Genomic DNA, 17,520 nt, shown 5'->3' with positions numbered 1-17,520 from the left:
CCGGAGGTCAGCAGTGCTCATCGTCGCCGGCAGTCTCTACGTCGACCCGGACCAGCGGGACGCCTACCTCGCCGACTGCGTGGAGGTCGTCCGGCAGGCACGGTCGGCGCCGGGCTGCGTCGACTTCGCGATCGGCGCGGACCTGGTCGAGCCTGGCCGGATCAACGTCTACGAGCGCTGGGAGTCCGAGGAGCAACTGCTCGACTTCCGGGGATCCGGCCCCGCCGAGGAGCAGACCGTGGCGATCCGCGGCGCGGAGGTGCACCGCTACCTGATCTCCGGGGTCGAGGCGCCCTGACCGGGCCGGGTCACTGCGGCGGCAGGCCAGGGGCGAGGCGGCGCAGCGAGGTGAAGGTGGGGACCAGCGCGTCGTACAGCTCGTTGAACAGCGGCAGCAGGGCGGCGTAGGTGGCGGCGGCGGCCGGGTCGGGGTACGCCGTCTGCTCGATGCGCACCAGGTCGGCGGCGACGTCGACGGACGGGATGAGCCCCAGCGCCTGCATGCCGAGCAGGGCCGCGCCGAAACCGGAGCCCTCGTGCCCGGCGGGGAAGCGCACCGGCACGCCGAGCACGTCGGCGAGCATCTGCCGCCACAGCGGACTGCGCGAGAAGCCGCCGCCGGCCCGGATCTCGCGGACCTCGTTGCCGGCGGCGCGTACCGAGGCCAGCACCAGCGCCAGCTGCTGGCAGACGCCCTCCAGCGCGGCCCGCACCAGGTGCGCGCGGCGGTGGCCGTTGGTCAGCCCCACGTACGCGCCGCGCGGCAGCGCGCTCCAGTGCGGGGCGCGCTCGCTGAGCAGGTACGGCAGCATGATCAGGCCGCCGGAGCCCACCGGTGCCCGGGCGGCCAGCGCCAGCAACTCCTCGGCGTCCTCGCCCAGCTCGGGGGCGAGCGCCTCGCCGACCCAGTCCAGCACGATGCCGCCGTTGTTGATGGCCCCGCCGACCACCCAGCGGTCCTCGGTCAGCGCGTAGCAGAACACCCCGCCGAGTGGGTCGACGCCGGGGTGCTCCACCATCACCCGCATCGCGCCGCTGGTGCCGATCGAGCAGGCCATCACGCCCGGGGCGACCGCGCCGAGCCCGAGGTTGGCCAGCGGGCCGTCCCCGGCGCCGACGACCACCCTCGTGTCGCGGGGCAGCCCGGTGGCCGCGGCGGCCTCGGCGGTGAGGCCGGGCAGCACGGTGGTGGTGGGCACGAGCTGCGGCAACTGCTCGGCGGTGATCTCGGCGATGCCGAGCGCCTCGGAGTCCCAGGAGAGCTGGCGCAGGTCCATCAGCCCGGTGGCGGAGGCGACCGAGTGGTCGGTCACCAGCGTGTCGCACAGCCGCAGCAGCACCCAGTCCTTGACGCCCACCCAGTACGCCACCCGGCCGAACAGCACCGGCTCCTGCTCGGCGAACCAGAGCAGCTTGGGCAACGGCGCCATCGGGTGCACCGGGGTGCCGGTGCGGCGGTGCAGCGCCAGCCCGGACGGGGCGGCGCGCAGCCGCTCGGCCTGTCGGCTGGCCCGCGAGTCCGCCCAGGTGACCGACGGGGTGAGCGGGCGGCCGTCCGGGTCCAGGCCCATCAGGCTGTGCATGGCCGTGCCGAAGCTCAGCCCGGCGACCGGGCGGTCCAGCTCCGCCACGACAGTGCCTATCGCCTCCAGCACCGCCGCGTGGATGTGCCGCGCGTCCTGCTCTGCGTAGCCGGGGTGCGGCTCGTCGAGCGGGTAGCCCGCCGAGTGGTGGGCGAGGCGCACACCGTCCACGTCGTACGCGATCGCCTTGGTGCTGGTGGTGCCGATGTCGACGCCGATCACCACCGGGCGGAGCGGGTAACCCACCGGCCCCACCCCCTCGTCGGCCCTGGGTGCCGCCGACGTTACCCAGCGTCCGGGCGGCCCGTAGGGGGAACAACCTGTTTCCCGACCGGGTCTTCCTCGGCACGCCCGCGCCCGGCGAGAATGCCCGTCAGTGTGAACGCTTCACACGTCCACCCGACGGGGAGGAAGTCACGATGAGGCCGAAGCCGCTCTGCGCGCTGGTCACCGCCCTCGCCACGGTCGCCACCACGGCGGTCGCCGGCGTCCCGCCCGCCGCCGCGCGGCACCAGGACGGCGGCTACTCGGCGGAGATCCGCCGGGCGTCGTACGGCGTTCCGCACATCACCGCCCGCACCTTCGCCAGCCTCGGCTTCGGCGTCGGCCACGTTCAGGCCGAGGACAACATCTGCGTCATCGCGGAGAAGGTCGTCACGGTCAACGCCGAGCGGTCCCGCTACTTCGGCGCCGCGAGCCCCACGGACGCCAACGTGCGCAGCGACCTGTTCCACCGCAAGGCGATCGACGACCGCACCGCAGAGCGGCTGTTGCAGGGGCCCCGCGACGGCGTGCACTCCCCGTCGAACGAGGTCCGCGACCAGATCCGCGGCTTCGTCGCCGGCTACAACAGCTACCTGCGCCGCACCGGCGCGGCCAACCTCACCGACCCGGCCTGCCGGGGCAAGCCGTGGGTGCGCCCGCTGACCGAGCTGGACATGTGGCGGACGAGCTGGGCCAGCATGGTGCGGGCCAGCTCCCGGGCGGTGCTCGACGGTATCGTCGCCGCCGCCCCGCCCACGGCCACCGGCCCGGCCGCCGTCCTCGACGCGCCGGGCGCCGCGGCGGTCGTCGCCGCCCGCGACGGCGCGCCCGCCGGAGTCGGCAGCAACGCGTACGGGCTGGGCGCGCGGGCCACCACCCACGGCGGCGGCATGGTGCTGGCCAACCCGCACTTCCCGTGGGAGGGCGCGGAGCGCTTCTACCGGATGCACCTGAAGGTCCCCGGCCGCTACGACGTGGAGGGCGCGGCGCTGATCGGCGACCCGGTCATCGAGATCGGGCACAACCGCACGCTCGCCTGGAGCCACACCGTCTCCACCGCCCGCCGCTTCGTCTGGCACCGCCTCGCCCTGGTCCCCGGCGACCCCACCTCGTACTACGTGGACGGCCGGGCCCGGAAGATGACCACCCGCACGGTCACCGTCCAGGTGCCCGCCCCGGGCGGCGGCACCGTGCCGGTCAGCCGCACCTTCCACGACACCCACTTCGGGCCGGTGGTCGTCGTCCCCGGCACCTTCGACTGGACCGCCACCGCCGCGTACGCGATCACCGACGTCAACGCCACCAACAACCGCGCCTTCGACGGCTGGCTGGAGATGGGCCGGGCGAAGACCGTACGCGAGCTGAAGCGGGTCCTCGACCGGCACCAGTTCCTGCCCTGGGTGAACGTGATCGCCGCCGACGCCCGCGGCGAGGCGCTCTACGCCGACCACTCGGTGGTGCCCCGGGTCACCGACGAGCTGGCCGCCGCCTGCATCCCCGCGCCGTTCCAGCCGCTCTACGCCTCCAGCGGCCAGGCCGTCCTCGACGGCTCCCGGTCGGCCTGCGCGCTGGGCCGCGACCGCGACGCGGTGGTGCCCGGCATCCTCGGCCCGGCCAACCTGCCGGTCCGCTTCCGCGCCGACTACGTGACGAACTCCAACGACAGCCACTGGCTGGCCAACCCCGAGGCGCCGCTGGAGGGCTACCCGCGCATCATCGGCAACGAGCGCACCGAGCGCAGCCTGCGTACGCGCCTCGGCGTGGAGCAGGTACGGGAGCGGCTCGCCGGCACCGACGGGCTGCCCGGGCGGGGCTACACCACGTCCCGGCTCTGGCAGACGGTCTTCGGCAACCGCGCGTACGGCGGCGAGCTGCTGCGCGACGACCTGGTGGCGCTGTGCGCCGCGCACCCGACGGCGACCGCCTCGGACGGGACGACCGTCGACCTGCGCGGGGCGTGCGCGGCGCTGAAGGGCTGGGACCTGCGGGTCGACCTGGACAGTCGGGGCGCGCACCTGTTCACCGAGTTCGCCCTGGCCGGCGGCATCCGGTTCGCCGACGCGTTCGACGCCGCCGACCCGGTGCGTACGCCGAGCCGGCTGAACACCGCCGACCCGCGCGTGCTCACCGCCCTCGCCGACGCGGTCCGCAAGCTCGCCGGCATCCCGCTCGACGCGCGCCTCGGCGACATCCAGACCGAGCCGCGCGGCGACCGGCGCATCCCGATCCACGGTGGACGCGCCGAGGCCGGCGTCTTCAACTTGATCATCAGTCCGCTGGCGCCCGGCGTCGGCTACCCGAAGGTGGTCCACGGCTCGTCCTTCGTGATGGCCGTCGAGCTGGGCCGCGACGGCCCCTCGGGCCGGCAGATCCTCACCTACTCCCAGTCGAGCAACCCGAATTCTCCCTGGTACGCCGACCAGACCCGGCTCTACTCCGGCAAGGGCTGGGACACCATCAAGTACACGGAGGCGCAGATCAAGGCCGACCCGAACCTGCGCACCTACCGGGTGGGGGAGGGCCGCCGCCACTGACCCGCCGTCCGTCGCGCCCGCCCGGTCACCGCGACCGGGCGGGCGCGACCGCGTTCCCGGCTGCGCCGTGCGGGAGTGCGGGCCACACCCCGTCGGCGCCTACGCTCGCGTCCGCCGCTCGGCGCTCGGCGCTCGCCGTCGACACGCCCGACGGATGCGAATCGACTCGGCGAAATCCTCCTCTCGCCCGATTTCGCCCGTCGTTCGGCCAATTTGCCCCGTTACGGCGTGTCCCCGCCGGGCGTTGTCGCAGTTGACAGCTGTGACACCCCGGTTGGTGGCCTGCGCGGCGAAGGAGTCGGCGTGGCAAGGACTGATTCGACGGGTTCCACGTGGCGGTACCGGTGGGTGCACCGGCAGAACGAACGGCGGCGGCGGGAGTTCCGCAGCGCCGACAAGGCATGGCGACGACGCGACGACGAGCTGCGCCGCCTGCGTACCCTCGCCGAGGAGTTCCAGGGCTCGGCCGAGGCGGGCGCCGGCCTACCCCTGGAGCTCGCGCCCGACGAGGTGGTCTTCTGGGTGCTGCCGGCCGCGCAACTGGTGGAGGTCCGACACACCACCGTGCTGCCCGCGCCGGACCTGACGGTCGCCCCGGCGGCCGCGCCGCCGCGGCCACGCCGGCCCGACGGCGTCCGGGTCGCCGACGCCGGCATGGCGGTCATCACCAACCGCCGGCTGGTGCTGCTCGGCGGTCGCGGCCGGCGCGACTGGTCGTACGGGAGGATGACCGGCCTGGCCCACGACCCGCACGCGCCGGTCACCCTCATGCAGGTGCTGGACCGGCGGCGTACCTCCGGTCTGATGCTCCCCGCCGACGTCGCCGCGGACTTCCGGTTCAAGCTGACCCTGGCCTTCGCCGACGCCATCGAGCAGCGCGGCGCGGTGCTCGACCAGCTCGACGAGGCGATCGCCGAGCACGCGCAGCTCAAGCCGTTCCGGCCGCAGATCGCCACCCCCGCGCAGGCCCGGCACTTCGCGTTCGTGCCCGGCGGCCGGCGCACCGTGGCCGTCGCCGCCGGCATCGCACTGCTGGTGCCCGCGGCCCTGCTGGACACCGATCCCTCCGACCCGACCGGCTCCGAGGTCGCCGTCGCCGCGACCCCCGCGCCGAGCACCGCCGCCCCGCCTGTCGTCCTGCCGGCTGCGCCGGCGAAGGCGCCGCCCGCCGTGTCGAAGCCGCGCCGCAGCAGCACCGCCGCCACGCCGACGCCCGCCCGCGAGCCGCGCTGCGGCGCCCCGGCAAACCCGATGGGGTACGACTTCTGCGGCGGCGAGCGCATCCGCAGGCCGGCCGTCGAGGTCTGCGACTGGTTCGACTGCGTGCCCGAGTTCTGGGCCGGCCGGGGCCACCTCGTGCAGTGCGGGGACGGCTCGGTCAGCCTCACGGGCGGGCGGCGCGACGCCTGCGCCGCGCACGACGGGGTGCGCCGCACGGTCTGGCGCTGACCCCGCTGCGCCACCTGGCCGGGCTGCGACGGGCCGGCTGCGCCACCTGGCCGGGCGGCGGCGGGCCGGCTGGGGCAACGGGCCGGCGGAGGTGACGGGCCGGCGGAGGCGACGGGCCGCGTGTCGTCGTCCGGCTTGGCGGGGGCGTCCGCACCGGCTCCGCGGCACCCCGGTCGGGGCGAGGGCTGACGTGCGCAACGCTGTCGAGCTGATGTCGTAGACGATTCACCGCCCGCTGGCGGCACCGCGCGCCGGATACCAACACCCGATGTCGCAGACGACTCAGCTCGACAGCGTCGCAACGAGCCGCTCTCCGGTACCACCGGGAACACGCCCCAGCTCTCCACCCGCTGTCCCTGCGCCTTCGACCAGCACGCGCCCCCGGCGGGGCAGCCCGGCCGGGCCGGCTCGCCGATTACCGCCGAGGCGATGCGACGCCATCCGAGGAATCCGGGGTGGCGCGGCCGTCGCATGATGTTCCCTGTGATCCACCTCAAGAGCGACCGGCGTCGCAAGAAGAAGAGCCGCTTCGACAACTGCGACGCCTGCAACTGCGACATCCCCTGCTGCGACCTGGGGCTCTTCTCCACCCTGCTGACCCTGGGCGCGCTGGCCGCCCGGCTCGTGGCGCCCGGCCGGGCCTCGGCGCCGTCGACCGACGCCGCCGGGCCCACCATCGCCGCCGGGCGCGCGCCGCTGGTGGACCGGGCCGGACGGGCCGCGATCCTGGGCTACCGGCGCTGGCTGTCGCACCGCTGGCCCGGGCAGTGCCGCTTCACCCCGACGTGCAGCGCGTACGGGCTGGCCGCCGTGGAGCGGTACGGGCTGGCTGTCGGCGGGCGGATGGCCGCCGACCGGGTGCGCCGCTGCCGGCCCGACGTGCCGCGCGGCACCCACGACCCCGTGCGCTGACCGGGTGCCGGCGACCGCTGCGCTGCTGGTCGCGGCGCTCTGAGCTGCGGATATGCCCCCCATCCGCGCCTCGGTATCGGTCATGATGACAGCATGGAGATCCGCTCCGACGACGGTGCCCGGGTGAGAATGCGGCCCGTGGGCTACCAGCCCGGGGTCGAGCCGCCGGACGACCCGGACGAGGCGGCGGAGTGGGACGACTGGCTGCTCGTCGAGACCGACGCCCGCACCGCCGACGGGCAGGCCTGGTCGCACCTCGAACCCTGCCTGACGGTCACCGAGGCGTACGCGCTGGCGGGCTGGCTGCGACAGCAGGCCGAGACGACCAGCGACCCGGCGGAGCCGTCGGCGGTGGCCCGCTTCACCGAGCCGAACCTGGCCTTCCGCACCCGCGTGCTGCGTCGCCGCCGGCTCGCGTTGACGGTCGAGTTCGCGTACGAGTCCCTGCCGCCGTGGATGCGGCGGCAGCCGCCCGGCGCGGTCTACCCGCTGACGCTCACCGTCTCCGCCGACGCCCTCTCGGTGGCCGCGGAGCAGTGGGCGCGGGAGGCCGACGCGTACCCCCGCCGTGCCACCTGCTGACCGCTCAGCCCGGTGGGCTCAGGTCGGGGACGGTGAGTGAGCCGTCGGGGCCGAGGGGGAGGCCCGGGTTCCAGGCGATCTCCCAGACGTGCCCGTCGGGGTCGGCGAAGCAGCCGGCGTAGCCGCCGTAGAAGGTCTCGCGTGCCGGCACGGTCACCCGCGCCCCGGCGTCGGCCGCCGCCGTCAGCAGCTTGTCGACCTCGCCCCGGGAGCGGACGTTCTGCGCCAGCGTCGTCCCGCCGAAGCCGCCCGCGCCCCGGTCGTGCACGCCCGCGTCGGCGGCCAGCTTCTCCCGGCTCCACAGCACCAGCGCCAAGCCGCCGGCCTGGAAGAAGACGGTCTCCTCGACCTCCTGGCCGCGCCAGCCGAGCCGCTCGTAGAAGGCGCGTGCCCTGGCCACGTCGGCGACGCCGAGCGTCACGAGGCTGATCCGCTGCTCCATCATCGGGCGACCCTCCACCTACGACCCGGCACCGTCCACCGCCACCGTAGCGTCGAGCCCGCAGGCTGTCCCGGCTCCGGTGGCTCAGGCCTGGCCCGTCATCCGGTCGGCGAGGCGGCGCAGGGCGGGGGCGGCGGCGAGCAGCGTCTCGCGGTCCGCGCCGTCCAGCTCGGCCAGGGTGGCGGCGAGCAGGTCGCGGCGGTGCCGCCCGTACGCGGCCATCCGCTCCCGGGCCGCGTCGGTCAGCTCCAGTCGGACGGTACGGCGGTCGGCCGGGTCGCGCTCCCGGCGCAGCAGGCCGGCGGTGGTCAGCTCGCCGACGAGGGTGCTGACCGTGTTCGGCGCGGTGCCGAGTCGTTCGGCGGCCTCGCGGACGCCGATTCCCGGCCACCGCTGCACGAGCCGCAGCACCTCCACCTGGGCGTCCGGCAGGACGGTGCGGCCGACCCGCTGGATGGCGGTCCGGCGCAGCATCCGGTGCAGGTCGCCGAGCGCTCCGCCGAGCTGGTCGACCGTCTCGTCCGTCACAGTCAGGCCCTTCGTCGGCGCAATAGCTCTGTAGTCAGAGCTATCGTAACCGGGCCGAGCCGTCAGTGAGGGGACCACCATGCCGCACGCCACCGCGCCACCCGTACCACCGGGCGAGCGCGTCGCCGCGCCCACCGGGCGGGCCGCCGTCGTGCTGCTGGTGCTGCTCGGCACGCTCACCGCCGTCGGGCCGCTCTCCCTCGACACCTACCTGCCGGCGTTCCCGGAGATGACCCGCGACCTGTCCGCCAGCCAGGCGCAGATCCAGCTCTCGCTGACCACGTGCCTCATCGGCATGGCCCTCGGCCAGCTCGTCACCGGCCCGCTCAGCGACCGCTTCGGGCGGCGCCGGCCCGTGCTGGTGGGCGTCGCCGCGTACACCCTGCTGTCGTTGGTGTGCGCGGCCGTGCCGACGGCCGAGACCCTGGCCGCGGCGCGCCTCGCGCAGGGCTTCGCCGGCGGCATGGGCGTCGTCGTCGCCCGCGCCGTCGTCCGCGACCTCTACTCCGGGCGCGAGGCCGCCAAGTACTTCTCCCGGCTCACCCTGGTCTTCGGCGTCGCCCCGATGGCCGCGCCCGCCTTCGGCAGCCTGGTGCTGCGCTTCGGGGACTGGCGTACCGTCTTCGTCGCCCTCGCCGTGACCGGCGCGCTGCTCGCCGCCGCCGTGGCGTGGCGGCTGCCGGAGACGCTGCCCGCCGCGCGGCGCAGCACCGGCGGCCTCGCCGCCACGGCCGCCGCCGGCCGCTCGCTCTTCACCGACCGGATCTTCCTGGGGTACGCGCTGGCGCAGGGCCTCGCCTTCGCCGCGCTCTTCGCCTACATCTCCGGGTCGTCCTTCGTCTTCCAGGACGTCTTCGGCGTCTCGGCCGGCGCGTTCAGCCTCATCTTCGGCGTCAACGCGCTCGCCCTGGTCGCCGCCGGCCAGCTCAACGCCCGCCTGCTGGACCGCTTCGCGCCCCGCACCCTGCTGCTGCGCCCGCTGGGCGTGGGGGTGCTGGCCGCCGCCGTCCTGCTCGCCGGCGCGCTGCTCGGCAGCCTGCCTCTGGTGGCCGTCGCGATCTTCGTCTTCATGGGCTCCCTCGGCATGGTGATGCCGAACGGCACCGCGCTCGCCCTGGACCGGCACCCCGCCCACGCCGGCACGGCCGCCGCGCTGCTCGGCACCATCCAGTCGCTGGTGGGGGCGATGGCCGCGCCGCTGGTCGGCCTGGGCGGCGAGGGCAGCGCCGTCCCGATGGCCGTGGTGCTCGCCGGGGCGGCGGCCGCCTCCCTCGCCGTCGTCGGCACCCTGGCCCGCACCCGCCGCCCCTGACCGCCGCCCCTGACCGCCGTTGCCGTCGCTGTCGGCGCGGAGGGCGGGCCCGAGGTCAGATGGTCGGCTAGCGGCTCAGGTCCGGCGTCGCCGTGCCGGTCAGCCACAGCTCCCCGGCGTTCGCGCGGGCGTGCCCGGCGAGGATCTCCCGTGCCTCGGCGGGGTCGCGACGCGCCGCCGTGATCACCTCGGCCACCCGTCCGGCGGCCTCCTCGACCCAGTCCAGGGGCTGCGGGTCCCGGCGGTTCTGCTCGGCGGCACGCTCGGCGAACCCGGCCGTCACCTCGGCGGCAGGCAGATCACCCAGCAGCAGGTGGGTGTACGTCAGCTCCTCGTCGAGCAGGATGTCGATCCACTCCTGCCCCGGGTCGAGGTCGGCCAACCGTTCCCGCAGGTGCGACAGGTATCCGTCGAGCGACCCGTGGCGGTCGAAGAACGGCACGGCACGGGAGACGATCGTGTCGACCACCTGAGCCGCGATCGGCGCGTACGCGGCCAGGGTGCCCGGTGCCTCCCAACGGCCGAGCCGGAATCCGCAGGTGTAGCTCTCCGGCTCCGGCTCGGCCAGCAACTGCACCTGCGCGTGCAGGAAGAACGCCGGCCCGTGCGCCGACGGCTGCGGTACGACCCGCGCAGCCGTCCAGCCGACCGGGGTGCGGACGAGCGAGTCGCCGGCCAGTTCCCACCCGTCGCCCAGCGCCGGGATCACGTGGCGCCTCAGCGCCTCGATCCACACCTGCGTGTCCATGACGCTCAGCACCGTACCTCGAACACCGGTAGCTGCTTGTTGCGGTACTGCGCCGGCAGGTTGCGGTGCAGCTTGTCGTACCAGTCCTGCTTGAGCCCCTCGTCGCCCGTCTTCAGATCGAGGAAGAACTCGGGCTTCAGCGGGTCGGCGCCCACCACGACGTCGGCACGGGCGCTGCCGGCGGGCCAGGCCTTGCGCCCGAAGTACGGGTTGTAGCGCATCGGCGCGAGGCGGCCCCGCAGGTAGGAGACCTCGCTGTGCAGGTTGCCGCCCTCGGCCTCGATCAGCTCGGCGAACCGTGAGTGCACGGCCGTGCCCCAGGTGGCAGCCGTGTGGTGGGGCTGCCGGGTGACCTCCCGGCAGGCCTGCCGCGCGAGCTGCTCCACCCGGGCCTTCGTCTGCTGCTGGGCGGGCGTCAGGCTGGGCGACGTCGTGGTGGGGAAGACCATCGCGCTGCGGGTGGCCTGGGGCTTGGCGCTGGCCGTGGGGGCGTTCGGCGCCGTGCCCGCCGGGGTCGGCGTGGGCGTGCCCCGAAGACGGCGGTTGCGGATGAGCTCCTTGGCCAGGTCGTCGGCGAGCGCCTTGATGTCGGCCTGGACGAGCGCCCGCGCGACCGTCGACGCCTGGGCGCGGACCGTGTGGACCCTGGGGTTCCGCGACGGGGGGATGCGGTAGCGGGCGAAGCAGGACGTGGTGACGCTGCCGTTGGGCCGCATGCTCTTCGTCGTGGTGCAGGTGGCGACCGGGCGGCCGTCCAGCGTCATCGAGGTGGTGATGGACGCGTTCACCGGCCGGTTGACCGACAGGTACGGCGAGCTCGACACCACCCGGTTCGACACCGTCACGTTGGCGCGGCACCCGTTGACCGTGCACGGCGCGAGGGTGATCGCCCCGTTGAGGGTGAACCTGACCTGGGAGTCGACCGAGTTGCGCAGCTCCTGGACGCGGGCGGCCAGGGTGCGGAAGAACTCCTCGGTCTCCTCGGGAGTGAGGCGGGCGAAGTCGAACTCGAACTCGTCGTCGGCCCGCTCGCCCCGGGCGATCAGCCGTACGCCTCCCGATCCGTGGTCGTTGCGGGTGCCGGTGACCGTCGGGCCGGTGCCCGCCCGGGCCGCCACCCGGACGACCTGCCGCGGCTCGGCGGTGGTCACGTAGACCTGCATCCCGCCCGCGTCGATGACCTGCACCGGCACGCCGTCGACCGTCGTGGTGGCGCCGGGGACCGGCAGGTCGGCGACGCCCTCGCCCGCCAGCACCTCGGCCAGGGTCGAGGGGGCCAGCGAGTCGCCGAGGTCGAGGCCGAAATGGTCGTCGGCGACCTGCACCCACTGCCGGCCGTACTCCGCGACGACGTCGGCCCGTACGCCCGTGCCGCGCCAGTAGGCGGCGGGGGCCTTGACGAAGGTGCGTTCGCCGGTGTCCAGCGCCTGGAGGCGGTGACCGTTCACGCCGAGCTGCGCCAACGTCGAGCCCTCGGCGGTGACCCGCGCGTCGACGGTGACCCGGTCGCCGTCGTCGGTGAACCAGCCGGTGTAGCGGGCGCCGGGCACACCCGCCACGGTCACCGCCGCGGCGGCCAGGTCGCCGGCCGCCGCGACCTGCCGTGCGACGTGCGGGTCGAGGGGTGGCGCGTCGGGGTCGTCGCCGACGGTGCGGACCAGGAAGACGCCGAGCAGGGCGCAGACCAGCAGCAGCGCGAGGGCGCCGCCGCCGAGGCCGAGGAGGAGCGCGGTGTGATTGCGGCGCGGGGGTGGTGGCGGTGGCGGATAGCCCGGGTACGGCGGGGGCGTGGTCGCGCGCAGCGGGGCTCCCGCCCACGGCTGCCCGGGCGCGGGCCCCGGCCGGTACTGCGGCGGCACCGGTGCCCCGGCGGCGTGGGGCGGCAGCGGCGGGCCCGGCGAAAAGCCGGTGTGTGCGGGCTGCGGGCCCGCCGGTGGGCCGCCCTGCGCAGGCGTCGGACCCGGCGTCGGGCCGGCCTGCGCGGGTGTCGGACCCGGCGTCGGGCCGGTGGGCGCGGGTGTCGGACCCGGCGTCGGGCCGGTGGGCGCGGGCGGCGATGTGGCCGGTGGGCCGGGCTGGGCAGGCACCGGACCCGTCGCCGGGCTGGCCTGCCCGGGCGGCGCAGGCACCGGTGCCTGCGGAGGGTGCGTCGGCTGCTGCTCCGGCTGTGCGTCGTCGGATGCTGCGCCCTGGACCATGATGCCTCCCCGTGAGGTGACCGGCACCGTCGGTGACAGCCTATGGCCTCAATGCAAGAGGGTGTATGTCCGGACGCCTGCGCGGGTGTGACAGTCATCGCGCGCCGGACGCGACGGATGCGGCGGCTGAGCCGGCCGGGCGACCGGCCCGGCACCGGTTGGCGTCGGGCCGGTCGCGCCGTGGCACCGGGCCACCCTCGCAGGTGCGGGATGTTCAGTAGTCGATGTTGATGGCGGCGATCTGGCGGGTGCCGTTCCAGACGATGGCGGGGCCGGCGAAGCGGGAACTGGCGTAGGTCAGCGCCGTCTTGTGGCCGGGGCTGTTGAACCAGGCCTCGATCATCTGCTCGGGTGAGGAGTTGCCCGAGGACGCCCACAGGACCTCGTGGCCGCAGTGCTCGAAGGTGCCGGCGTCCAGGTTCTGCTTCACGCAGGCATCCGCGGCGCGTTGCTCCGTCGTGCGCAGCCTGACCTCGGGCAGCCCGAGCGCGCGACGCCGCTCGTTGAGCAGCACCAGCAGACGCTGTTCCGCCGCGGACACGCCGGTGGACGTGCCGGCAGACCTGGTCGGCGACTTCGTGGGCGTCGGCGATCTGGTCTTCGATGGTTTGGTCGGCGTCGGCGTCGGCGGCATGGTGGAGGCGGAGCGCGAGGGGGTGGGGGACCGGTCGAGCGCCGTCGGGGTAGGGGACGCGAGCGCAGGCTCGGTCGTCCCGGAGGCCGGTGCGGTGACCGCTGTCGAGGACCGCGCGCCTGTCGCGCTCAACGGCTGCCTGCTCGGCTCGGCGGCGTAACCGGCGAGGATGAAACCTCCGCCTCCGACCACGGCGACGGCCGCGAGGACGCCGACCAGGGTCTTGGGTAGGGACACCGCTGCGACGCGGGCCTGCCCCAGCAACCCGGCGGTCTTCGCGTGGCCGCCCGCCGACGCGGCGCCCCGGGACGCGCCGGCGGCGGTGCGCACCCGCTGCGTGACGTGCCAGGCGAGACCGGCCGGGAGCGGCGTGAGCGCCAGGCCGGCCAGCAGCCGCTCGGCCGGGACCAGGTCCGACGTGACGTCCGGGCAGTACGCGCAGGTCCGGATGTGCCGTGCCAACCGCTTACGCCACACCGGCGCCGGCCGGCCGTCCCAGTCGGAGGCCGTGTCGAGCAGGCCGGCGCAGCCGGGCCGGGCGGCGAGGGCCCGCACCACCAGACGAGCGATGTCCAGCTGTGCCTTCATCCGGGCCACGCGGACGGTCACGTGGTGCGGGTCCAGGTGCAGGGCGTCGGCGAGGTCGGCGCGGGAGAGGTGACCGGCCTCGACCAGCCACCACAGGGACAGCAGGTGGCGGTGGTCGTCGTCCAGCCAGCGCGTGGCCAGGGCGACCTCGCGGCGCTGGTCGGAGAGACGGAGCCGGGTCAGGGTCAGATCCTCGAAGTCGGAACCCGGATCGATCACGCTGTCGATGTCCTCCGGCGACGCCGGTGCGGTGTGCCGGTACTGGCGGGAGGTGCGAACCTCGTTCATGGTGACGGCCACCAGCCACGACCGGAAGAGCCGCGGGTCGCGCACGCCCGCCAGCCCCCGCACGACGCTCAACATCGTGTTCTGCACGACGTCGTCGACATCCGCCGACCGGTTCAGTGCCCGGCCCACGATGTTGTAGACAAGTGGCAGGTAGTGCGAGACGAGTTCGTCCATTGCCGCCTGGTCGCCGCGACGCGCGGCGTCCACCACCGCCGACATGTCGGTCCTGATCGGGTACGCGTGATCGGTCACGCTCACAACCTCGCCTTCACGAGACATCCTCGTACCTACGTGGAGACTGGTTGGCACCTGTCCAGGTCACACAAACTCACGTCGTCGTCGGGGCGCCTCTGAAAGTACCGGCCACCAGCGCGCCCCCGGCATGCCACAGGGGCCGCCGCGACGTGGGGTGTTAAACGGTCGCCCCGGCCCGGCGGGCGCCGGTAGCGTGCCGGCGTGTCCCACCGCACCGTGACCCTCGCCCTGGTCGACGCCGCCGGCGCCCCGCTGGGCGCCCTGCCGCCGTTCGACGTGCCATCACCGTGGTGGCAGGAGATCGCCCCCGTCGTGGCCGAGGCCCGCCGACGGTACGGCGTCGAGGTCGCCGTCCTGCGCCTGCTCAGCGGGGACGACACCGGCACCATCGGCGGCACGGTGACGTACCTCGGACAGGTCGACGAGCCGCCCGCCACGCCGCTCCTCCCCGCGGAGGTGGACCTGTCGGCGGACCCGTTGCGCGCCCCGTACGCCGAACCGGGCGGCCCGGCGCGCAGCCTGGCCTGGGCGACGGGGGAGCTGCGGCGGCTCGGCCGCCCGGCCGAGACCGTCACCCAGCAGCGAACCTGGAACCTGTCGGCGGTCTGGCGGCTCGACGGGCCGGGCGGAACGGCCTGGCTGAAGCAGGTGCCGGCGTTCTTCCGGCACGAGGCCGCCGTGCTGCGCTGGCTCGGCCGGGCCGCGCCGGGGAAGACGTCGACGCTGCTCGCGGACGACGGCGACGGGCGGATGCTGATCGAGCACGTGCCCGGCGAGGACCGCTACGGGGCGCCGATCGAGGAGCGGCTGGCGATGGCCGGCGGCTTCCACCCGGTGCAGGTGCGGTCCGTCCCGGACGTGGCGGAGCTGGTCGCGGCGGGCGTACCCGACCTGCGCGCCGACGCCCTGCCCGGCTGGATCCGCGATCGGCTGGCCGGCCACGACACCTCGCCGGTGCAGGCCCTGCTGGCGGGGCTGGAGGCGCGGCTCGACGAGGTACGCGGGTGCGGGCTGCCGGACACCCTCGTGCACGGCGACCTGCACCCCGGCAACGTACGCGCCGACGCCGGGCGGCACGTCGTCATCGACTGGGGCGACGCGTTCGTGGGACACCCGGCGTTCGACGCGCTGCGGCTGGCCGAGGGGCTCGCCGACGACGTCGCCGCCCCGGTGCTCGCCGAGTGGTGCGCGCGGTGGCGGGCCGAGGTGCCGGGCTGCGAGCCGGAGCGGGCCGTGGAACTGCTGCGGCCGGTCGCGGCGCTGCGAATGGCGGCGGTGTACGCGATGTTCCTCGACGGCATCGAGGCGAGCGAACGGATCTACCACGCGACCGACGTCGACACCTACCTTGAGCAGGCACTCGCGCAAATCGGGCCGGCAATCCCCAGCGGCGGGCACGCCGTCAGGTAGGCCTCGTTCCGGGCCGGCATGGGTTACGCGGGTCCGTACAGAGACACCTCAACGTCGGGCAGGCCGGCGAGAGCGGCCTCTATCAGGGGGCGGACCTCGGCCCAGTCGAGGCCGCCGTTGCCACAGCCGAGAGCCGGCACCGCCACCGAGGCGATGCGGTCGTGGCGGAGGACGCGTACCAGATCGGGTAACCCGGCTTCATGTCAGCGAGGCGGGACGATGAACGCCAGTGACCCTTGGTCGGGAAGTTGATGACGTAGCGGTGCCGACCCGGCACGCGTGAGTCGTACACGAACATCCGCCCGAGACGGACGGTGCCGGCGGCGCACGCGGCGCGGTAGGCGGTGAAGTTGGCGGGGTGTGCCCGCTTGAAGGTCAGGGCGAGGCCCTTGCCCATCACGCCGACGGTGTTGACGGGGTTGACGAGGGCCTCGACGTCCGCGTCGAGAAGGTCGCCGTGCCGGATGCCGATCACCGCACCATGCTGTCAGCCGGCTGTGACACCACCCTTGTGCTCTTCGCCCTTGGTCACTTTGGGTGAGCGGCCACGGTAGCCGATGGCGCCCTCGCCCACCCGCTGGTATGTGCCGACGAAGGCGTCGCCGGGACCGGTGAACGCGACAGTTCCGATGTTGCCGCGCTTGTCCCGCCAACTGGCCCTGGTCAGTGGCAACGAGTCGGCGCCGATCGCGAAGGTGATCTCGCTCGAGCGGTGCCAGCCGCCGCCCCATCCCTCCTCCGTCGTGAATGAGCGCCTCGTCACGGCGGCGTCGGGGTGATCGGCGTGCCACCGCCCGGTCAGCGAGCCCCGGATCTCGCGCGGAGGCTCTCCGCCAGCCGGTCGGCACCAGCCGTAGAAGGCGTTCAGCTCGGCGGTGAGGGTGACCGCGTACTCCGCGCCGGAGGCGTCCGCCCAGGCGAGGTCGGCCAGCAGGCTCTGCTCGCCCCGGTCCACGTACACGGTGATGTCCGGGCCGGGCTGCCACCGGCGGCCCTTGGCCGGCAGGAGTCGGGTCGAGTACCGGAGCACCGGTTCCTCGGCCTCGCGCTGGTCCATGGCCCGCGCGGAACGGCCCCGGTCGAACACCGCGTCGACGGTGATCCGGTTGAGCCAGAGCATGCTGCGGGCGTCGACGGCAGTGGCGAGCCGGAGCCTGTTGGCGCCCGGCCGCAGCCAGCCGGCGGGTATGACGAAGTCCATCTGCTGGAAGAGGTCGCCGCCGCCGGGGATGCGCCAGCCGTGCACCAGGCACCGGTCGTTGACGGTGATGTCGAGCGGCGCGAACCCGGGGGCACCGCCCGACCTGGACACGAGCGCCACGATCCCCAGGGTGGCCTCCCCGCCGGCGTCCGCCGCCGGAACGTCGAACGTCATCTCCACGCACCCGTCGGGGCCGAGCGTGAGATGCCCCCCGGTCGCGGTGCCGCGGTCGATGCGCAGGTCGGCATTCGCGGTCGCCGCCGGACTTCCGGCGAAGGTCACATAGGTCGGTTGCATCGCGCGATGCTATCCACCGGACACAGAGGCAACGGCTCTGCCCGGGTTGGCGCCCTCGTCATCCCGCCGGGCCAGCGTCCGTCCGTGGTGCCCCGGCCACCCTTCCGGCTGCTGTTCACCGACGAGGAACTCGCCATCGCCAGCAACCGGGTGGTGGACGCCTCGGCACACGCATTCTGACAAGCAGTTCGTAACGACATGCGGGGCGCAATGCCCAGGGGAATTGTCACGAGGCCATAGCATCGATGCTATGACCTCGGGTAGCGTGGAGCTGGATCCAGAGGTTCGAGACTGG

At 74.4% G+C, this 17,520-nt stretch carries 15 protein-coding genes and 1 pseudogene; 7 read left to right on the top strand and 9 right to left on the bottom strand.

Translation table 11 applies throughout. The features are described 5' to 3' along the window. Window positions 1-13: 13 nt before the first annotated feature. Window positions 14-298 carry a putative quinol monooxygenase gene (locus tag ACTMS2_RS04550; RefSeq protein WP_089001854.1) on the top strand — a complete coding sequence of 95 codons (285 nt, stop codon included), beginning with the start codon at window positions 14-16 and terminating at the stop codon, window positions 296-298. Window positions 299-308: 10 nt separating this feature from the next. Here ACTMS2_RS04550 and ACTMS2_RS04545 read toward each other — a convergent pair whose 3' ends face one another. Further along, window positions 309-1,829, bottom strand: a complete 1,521-nt coding sequence (locus ACTMS2_RS04545) for a gluconokinase (protein WP_441174254.1) — start codon at window positions 1,827-1,829, stop codon at window positions 309-311. Window positions 1,830-2,002: 173 nt separating this feature from the next. On the opposite strand from ACTMS2_RS04545, the gene ACTMS2_RS04540 reads away from it, so the two are divergent. The 4 genes from ACTMS2_RS04540 to ACTMS2_RS04525 all read left to right on the top strand — a co-directional run bounded on the left by ACTMS2_RS04540 (window position 2,003) and on the right by ACTMS2_RS04525 (window position 7,324). Then, window positions 2,003-4,381, top strand: a complete 2,379-nt coding sequence (locus ACTMS2_RS04540; RefSeq protein ID WP_441174253.1) for an acylase — start codon at window positions 2,003-2,005, stop codon at window positions 4,379-4,381. A 303-nt stretch (window positions 4,382-4,684) separates the two neighbouring features. After that, on the top strand, window positions 4,685-5,830 hold the full coding sequence (locus ACTMS2_RS04535) for a hypothetical protein (RefSeq protein WP_441174252.1): 1,146 nt from the start codon (window positions 4,685-4,687) through the stop codon (window positions 5,828-5,830). 474 nt (window positions 5,831-6,304) lie between these two features. Then, complete coding sequence (yidD, locus tag ACTMS2_RS04530) at window positions 6,305-6,742, top strand: membrane protein insertion efficiency factor YidD (protein WP_441174251.1); 438 nt, start codon at window positions 6,305-6,307, stop codon at window positions 6,740-6,742. Between the two features lie 93 nt (window positions 6,743-6,835). After that, window positions 6,836-7,324, top strand: coding sequence for a WapI family immunity protein (locus ACTMS2_RS04525; protein ID WP_441174250.1), 489 nt, complete (start codon window positions 6,836-6,838; stop codon window positions 7,322-7,324). Window positions 7,325-7,328: 4 nt separating this feature from the next. Here ACTMS2_RS04525 and ACTMS2_RS04520 read toward each other — a convergent pair whose 3' ends face one another. Further along, window positions 7,329-7,769 (bottom strand): VOC family protein, encoded by a 441-nt coding sequence (locus tag ACTMS2_RS04520; protein WP_441174249.1) that lies wholly within the window; start codon window positions 7,767-7,769, stop codon window positions 7,329-7,331. Between the two features lie 81 nt (window positions 7,770-7,850). Further along, window positions 7,851-8,294: a MarR family winged helix-turn-helix transcriptional regulator gene (locus ACTMS2_RS04515; protein WP_441174248.1), complete on the bottom strand. Its 444-nt coding sequence runs from the start codon at window positions 8,292-8,294 to the stop codon at window positions 7,851-7,853. Window positions 8,295-8,373: 79 nt separating this feature from the next. On the opposite strand from ACTMS2_RS04515, the gene ACTMS2_RS04510 reads away from it, so the two are divergent. Beyond that, on the top strand, window positions 8,374-9,606 hold the full coding sequence (locus ACTMS2_RS04510; protein ID WP_441174247.1) for a multidrug effflux MFS transporter: 1,233 nt from the start codon (window positions 8,374-8,376) through the stop codon (window positions 9,604-9,606). Between the two features lie 67 nt (window positions 9,607-9,673). On the opposite strand, the gene ACTMS2_RS04505 is transcribed toward ACTMS2_RS04510, so the two are convergent. The 3 genes from ACTMS2_RS04505 to ACTMS2_RS04495 all read right to left on the bottom strand — a co-directional run bounded on the left by ACTMS2_RS04505 (window position 9,674) and on the right by ACTMS2_RS04495 (window position 14,314). Continuing rightward, window positions 9,674-10,354 carry a hypothetical protein gene (locus ACTMS2_RS04505; RefSeq protein WP_441174246.1) on the bottom strand — a complete coding sequence of 227 codons (681 nt, stop codon included), beginning with the start codon at window positions 10,352-10,354 and terminating at the stop codon, window positions 9,674-9,676. A gap of 5 nt (window positions 10,355-10,359) precedes the next feature. Then, entirely contained in the window at window positions 10,360-12,213 is a 1,854-nt protein-coding gene (locus ACTMS2_RS04500; RefSeq protein ID WP_441174245.1) for a hypothetical protein, read from the bottom strand. Between the two features lie 553 nt (window positions 12,214-12,766). After that, on the bottom strand, window positions 12,767-14,314 hold the full coding sequence (locus ACTMS2_RS04495) for a sigma-70 family RNA polymerase sigma factor (protein WP_441174244.1): 1,548 nt from the start codon (window positions 14,312-14,314) through the stop codon (window positions 12,767-12,769). 204 nt (window positions 14,315-14,518) lie between these two features. On the opposite strand from ACTMS2_RS04495, the gene ACTMS2_RS04490 reads away from it, so the two are divergent. Then, window positions 14,519-15,727 carry an aminoglycoside phosphotransferase family protein gene (locus ACTMS2_RS04490; protein WP_441174243.1) on the top strand — a complete coding sequence of 403 codons (1,209 nt, stop codon included), beginning with the start codon at window positions 14,519-14,521 and terminating at the stop codon, window positions 15,725-15,727. 23 nt (window positions 15,728-15,750) lie between these two features. On the opposite strand, the gene ACTMS2_RS04485 is transcribed toward ACTMS2_RS04490, so the two are convergent. The 3 genes and pseudogenes from ACTMS2_RS04485 to ACTMS2_RS04475 form a co-directional block, all read right to left on the bottom strand. Beyond that, entirely contained in the window at window positions 15,751-15,867 is a 117-nt protein-coding gene (locus ACTMS2_RS04485) for a hypothetical protein (RefSeq protein WP_441174242.1), read from the bottom strand. Between the two features lie 68 nt (window positions 15,868-15,935). Beyond that, a pseudogene (locus ACTMS2_RS04480) lies at window positions 15,936-16,202 on the bottom strand (macro domain-containing protein); the annotation flags it as partial. A 12-nt stretch (window positions 16,203-16,214) separates the two neighbouring features. Continuing rightward, complete coding sequence (locus tag ACTMS2_RS04475) at window positions 16,215-17,225, bottom strand: hypothetical protein (RefSeq protein ID WP_441174241.1); 1,011 nt, start codon at window positions 17,223-17,225, stop codon at window positions 16,215-16,217. Window positions 17,226-17,520 lie beyond the last annotated feature (295 nt).

The sequence above is a fragment of the Micromonospora sp. SD12 genome, from assembly GCF_052068495.1.
GTDB classification, from domain to species: Bacteria; Actinomycetota; Actinomycetes; order Mycobacteriales; family Micromonosporaceae; genus Micromonospora; species Micromonospora echinofusca.
The sequence above is the reverse complement of the archived record's forward strand: the minus strand, read 5'-3'. Positions and strand labels throughout refer to the sequence as shown.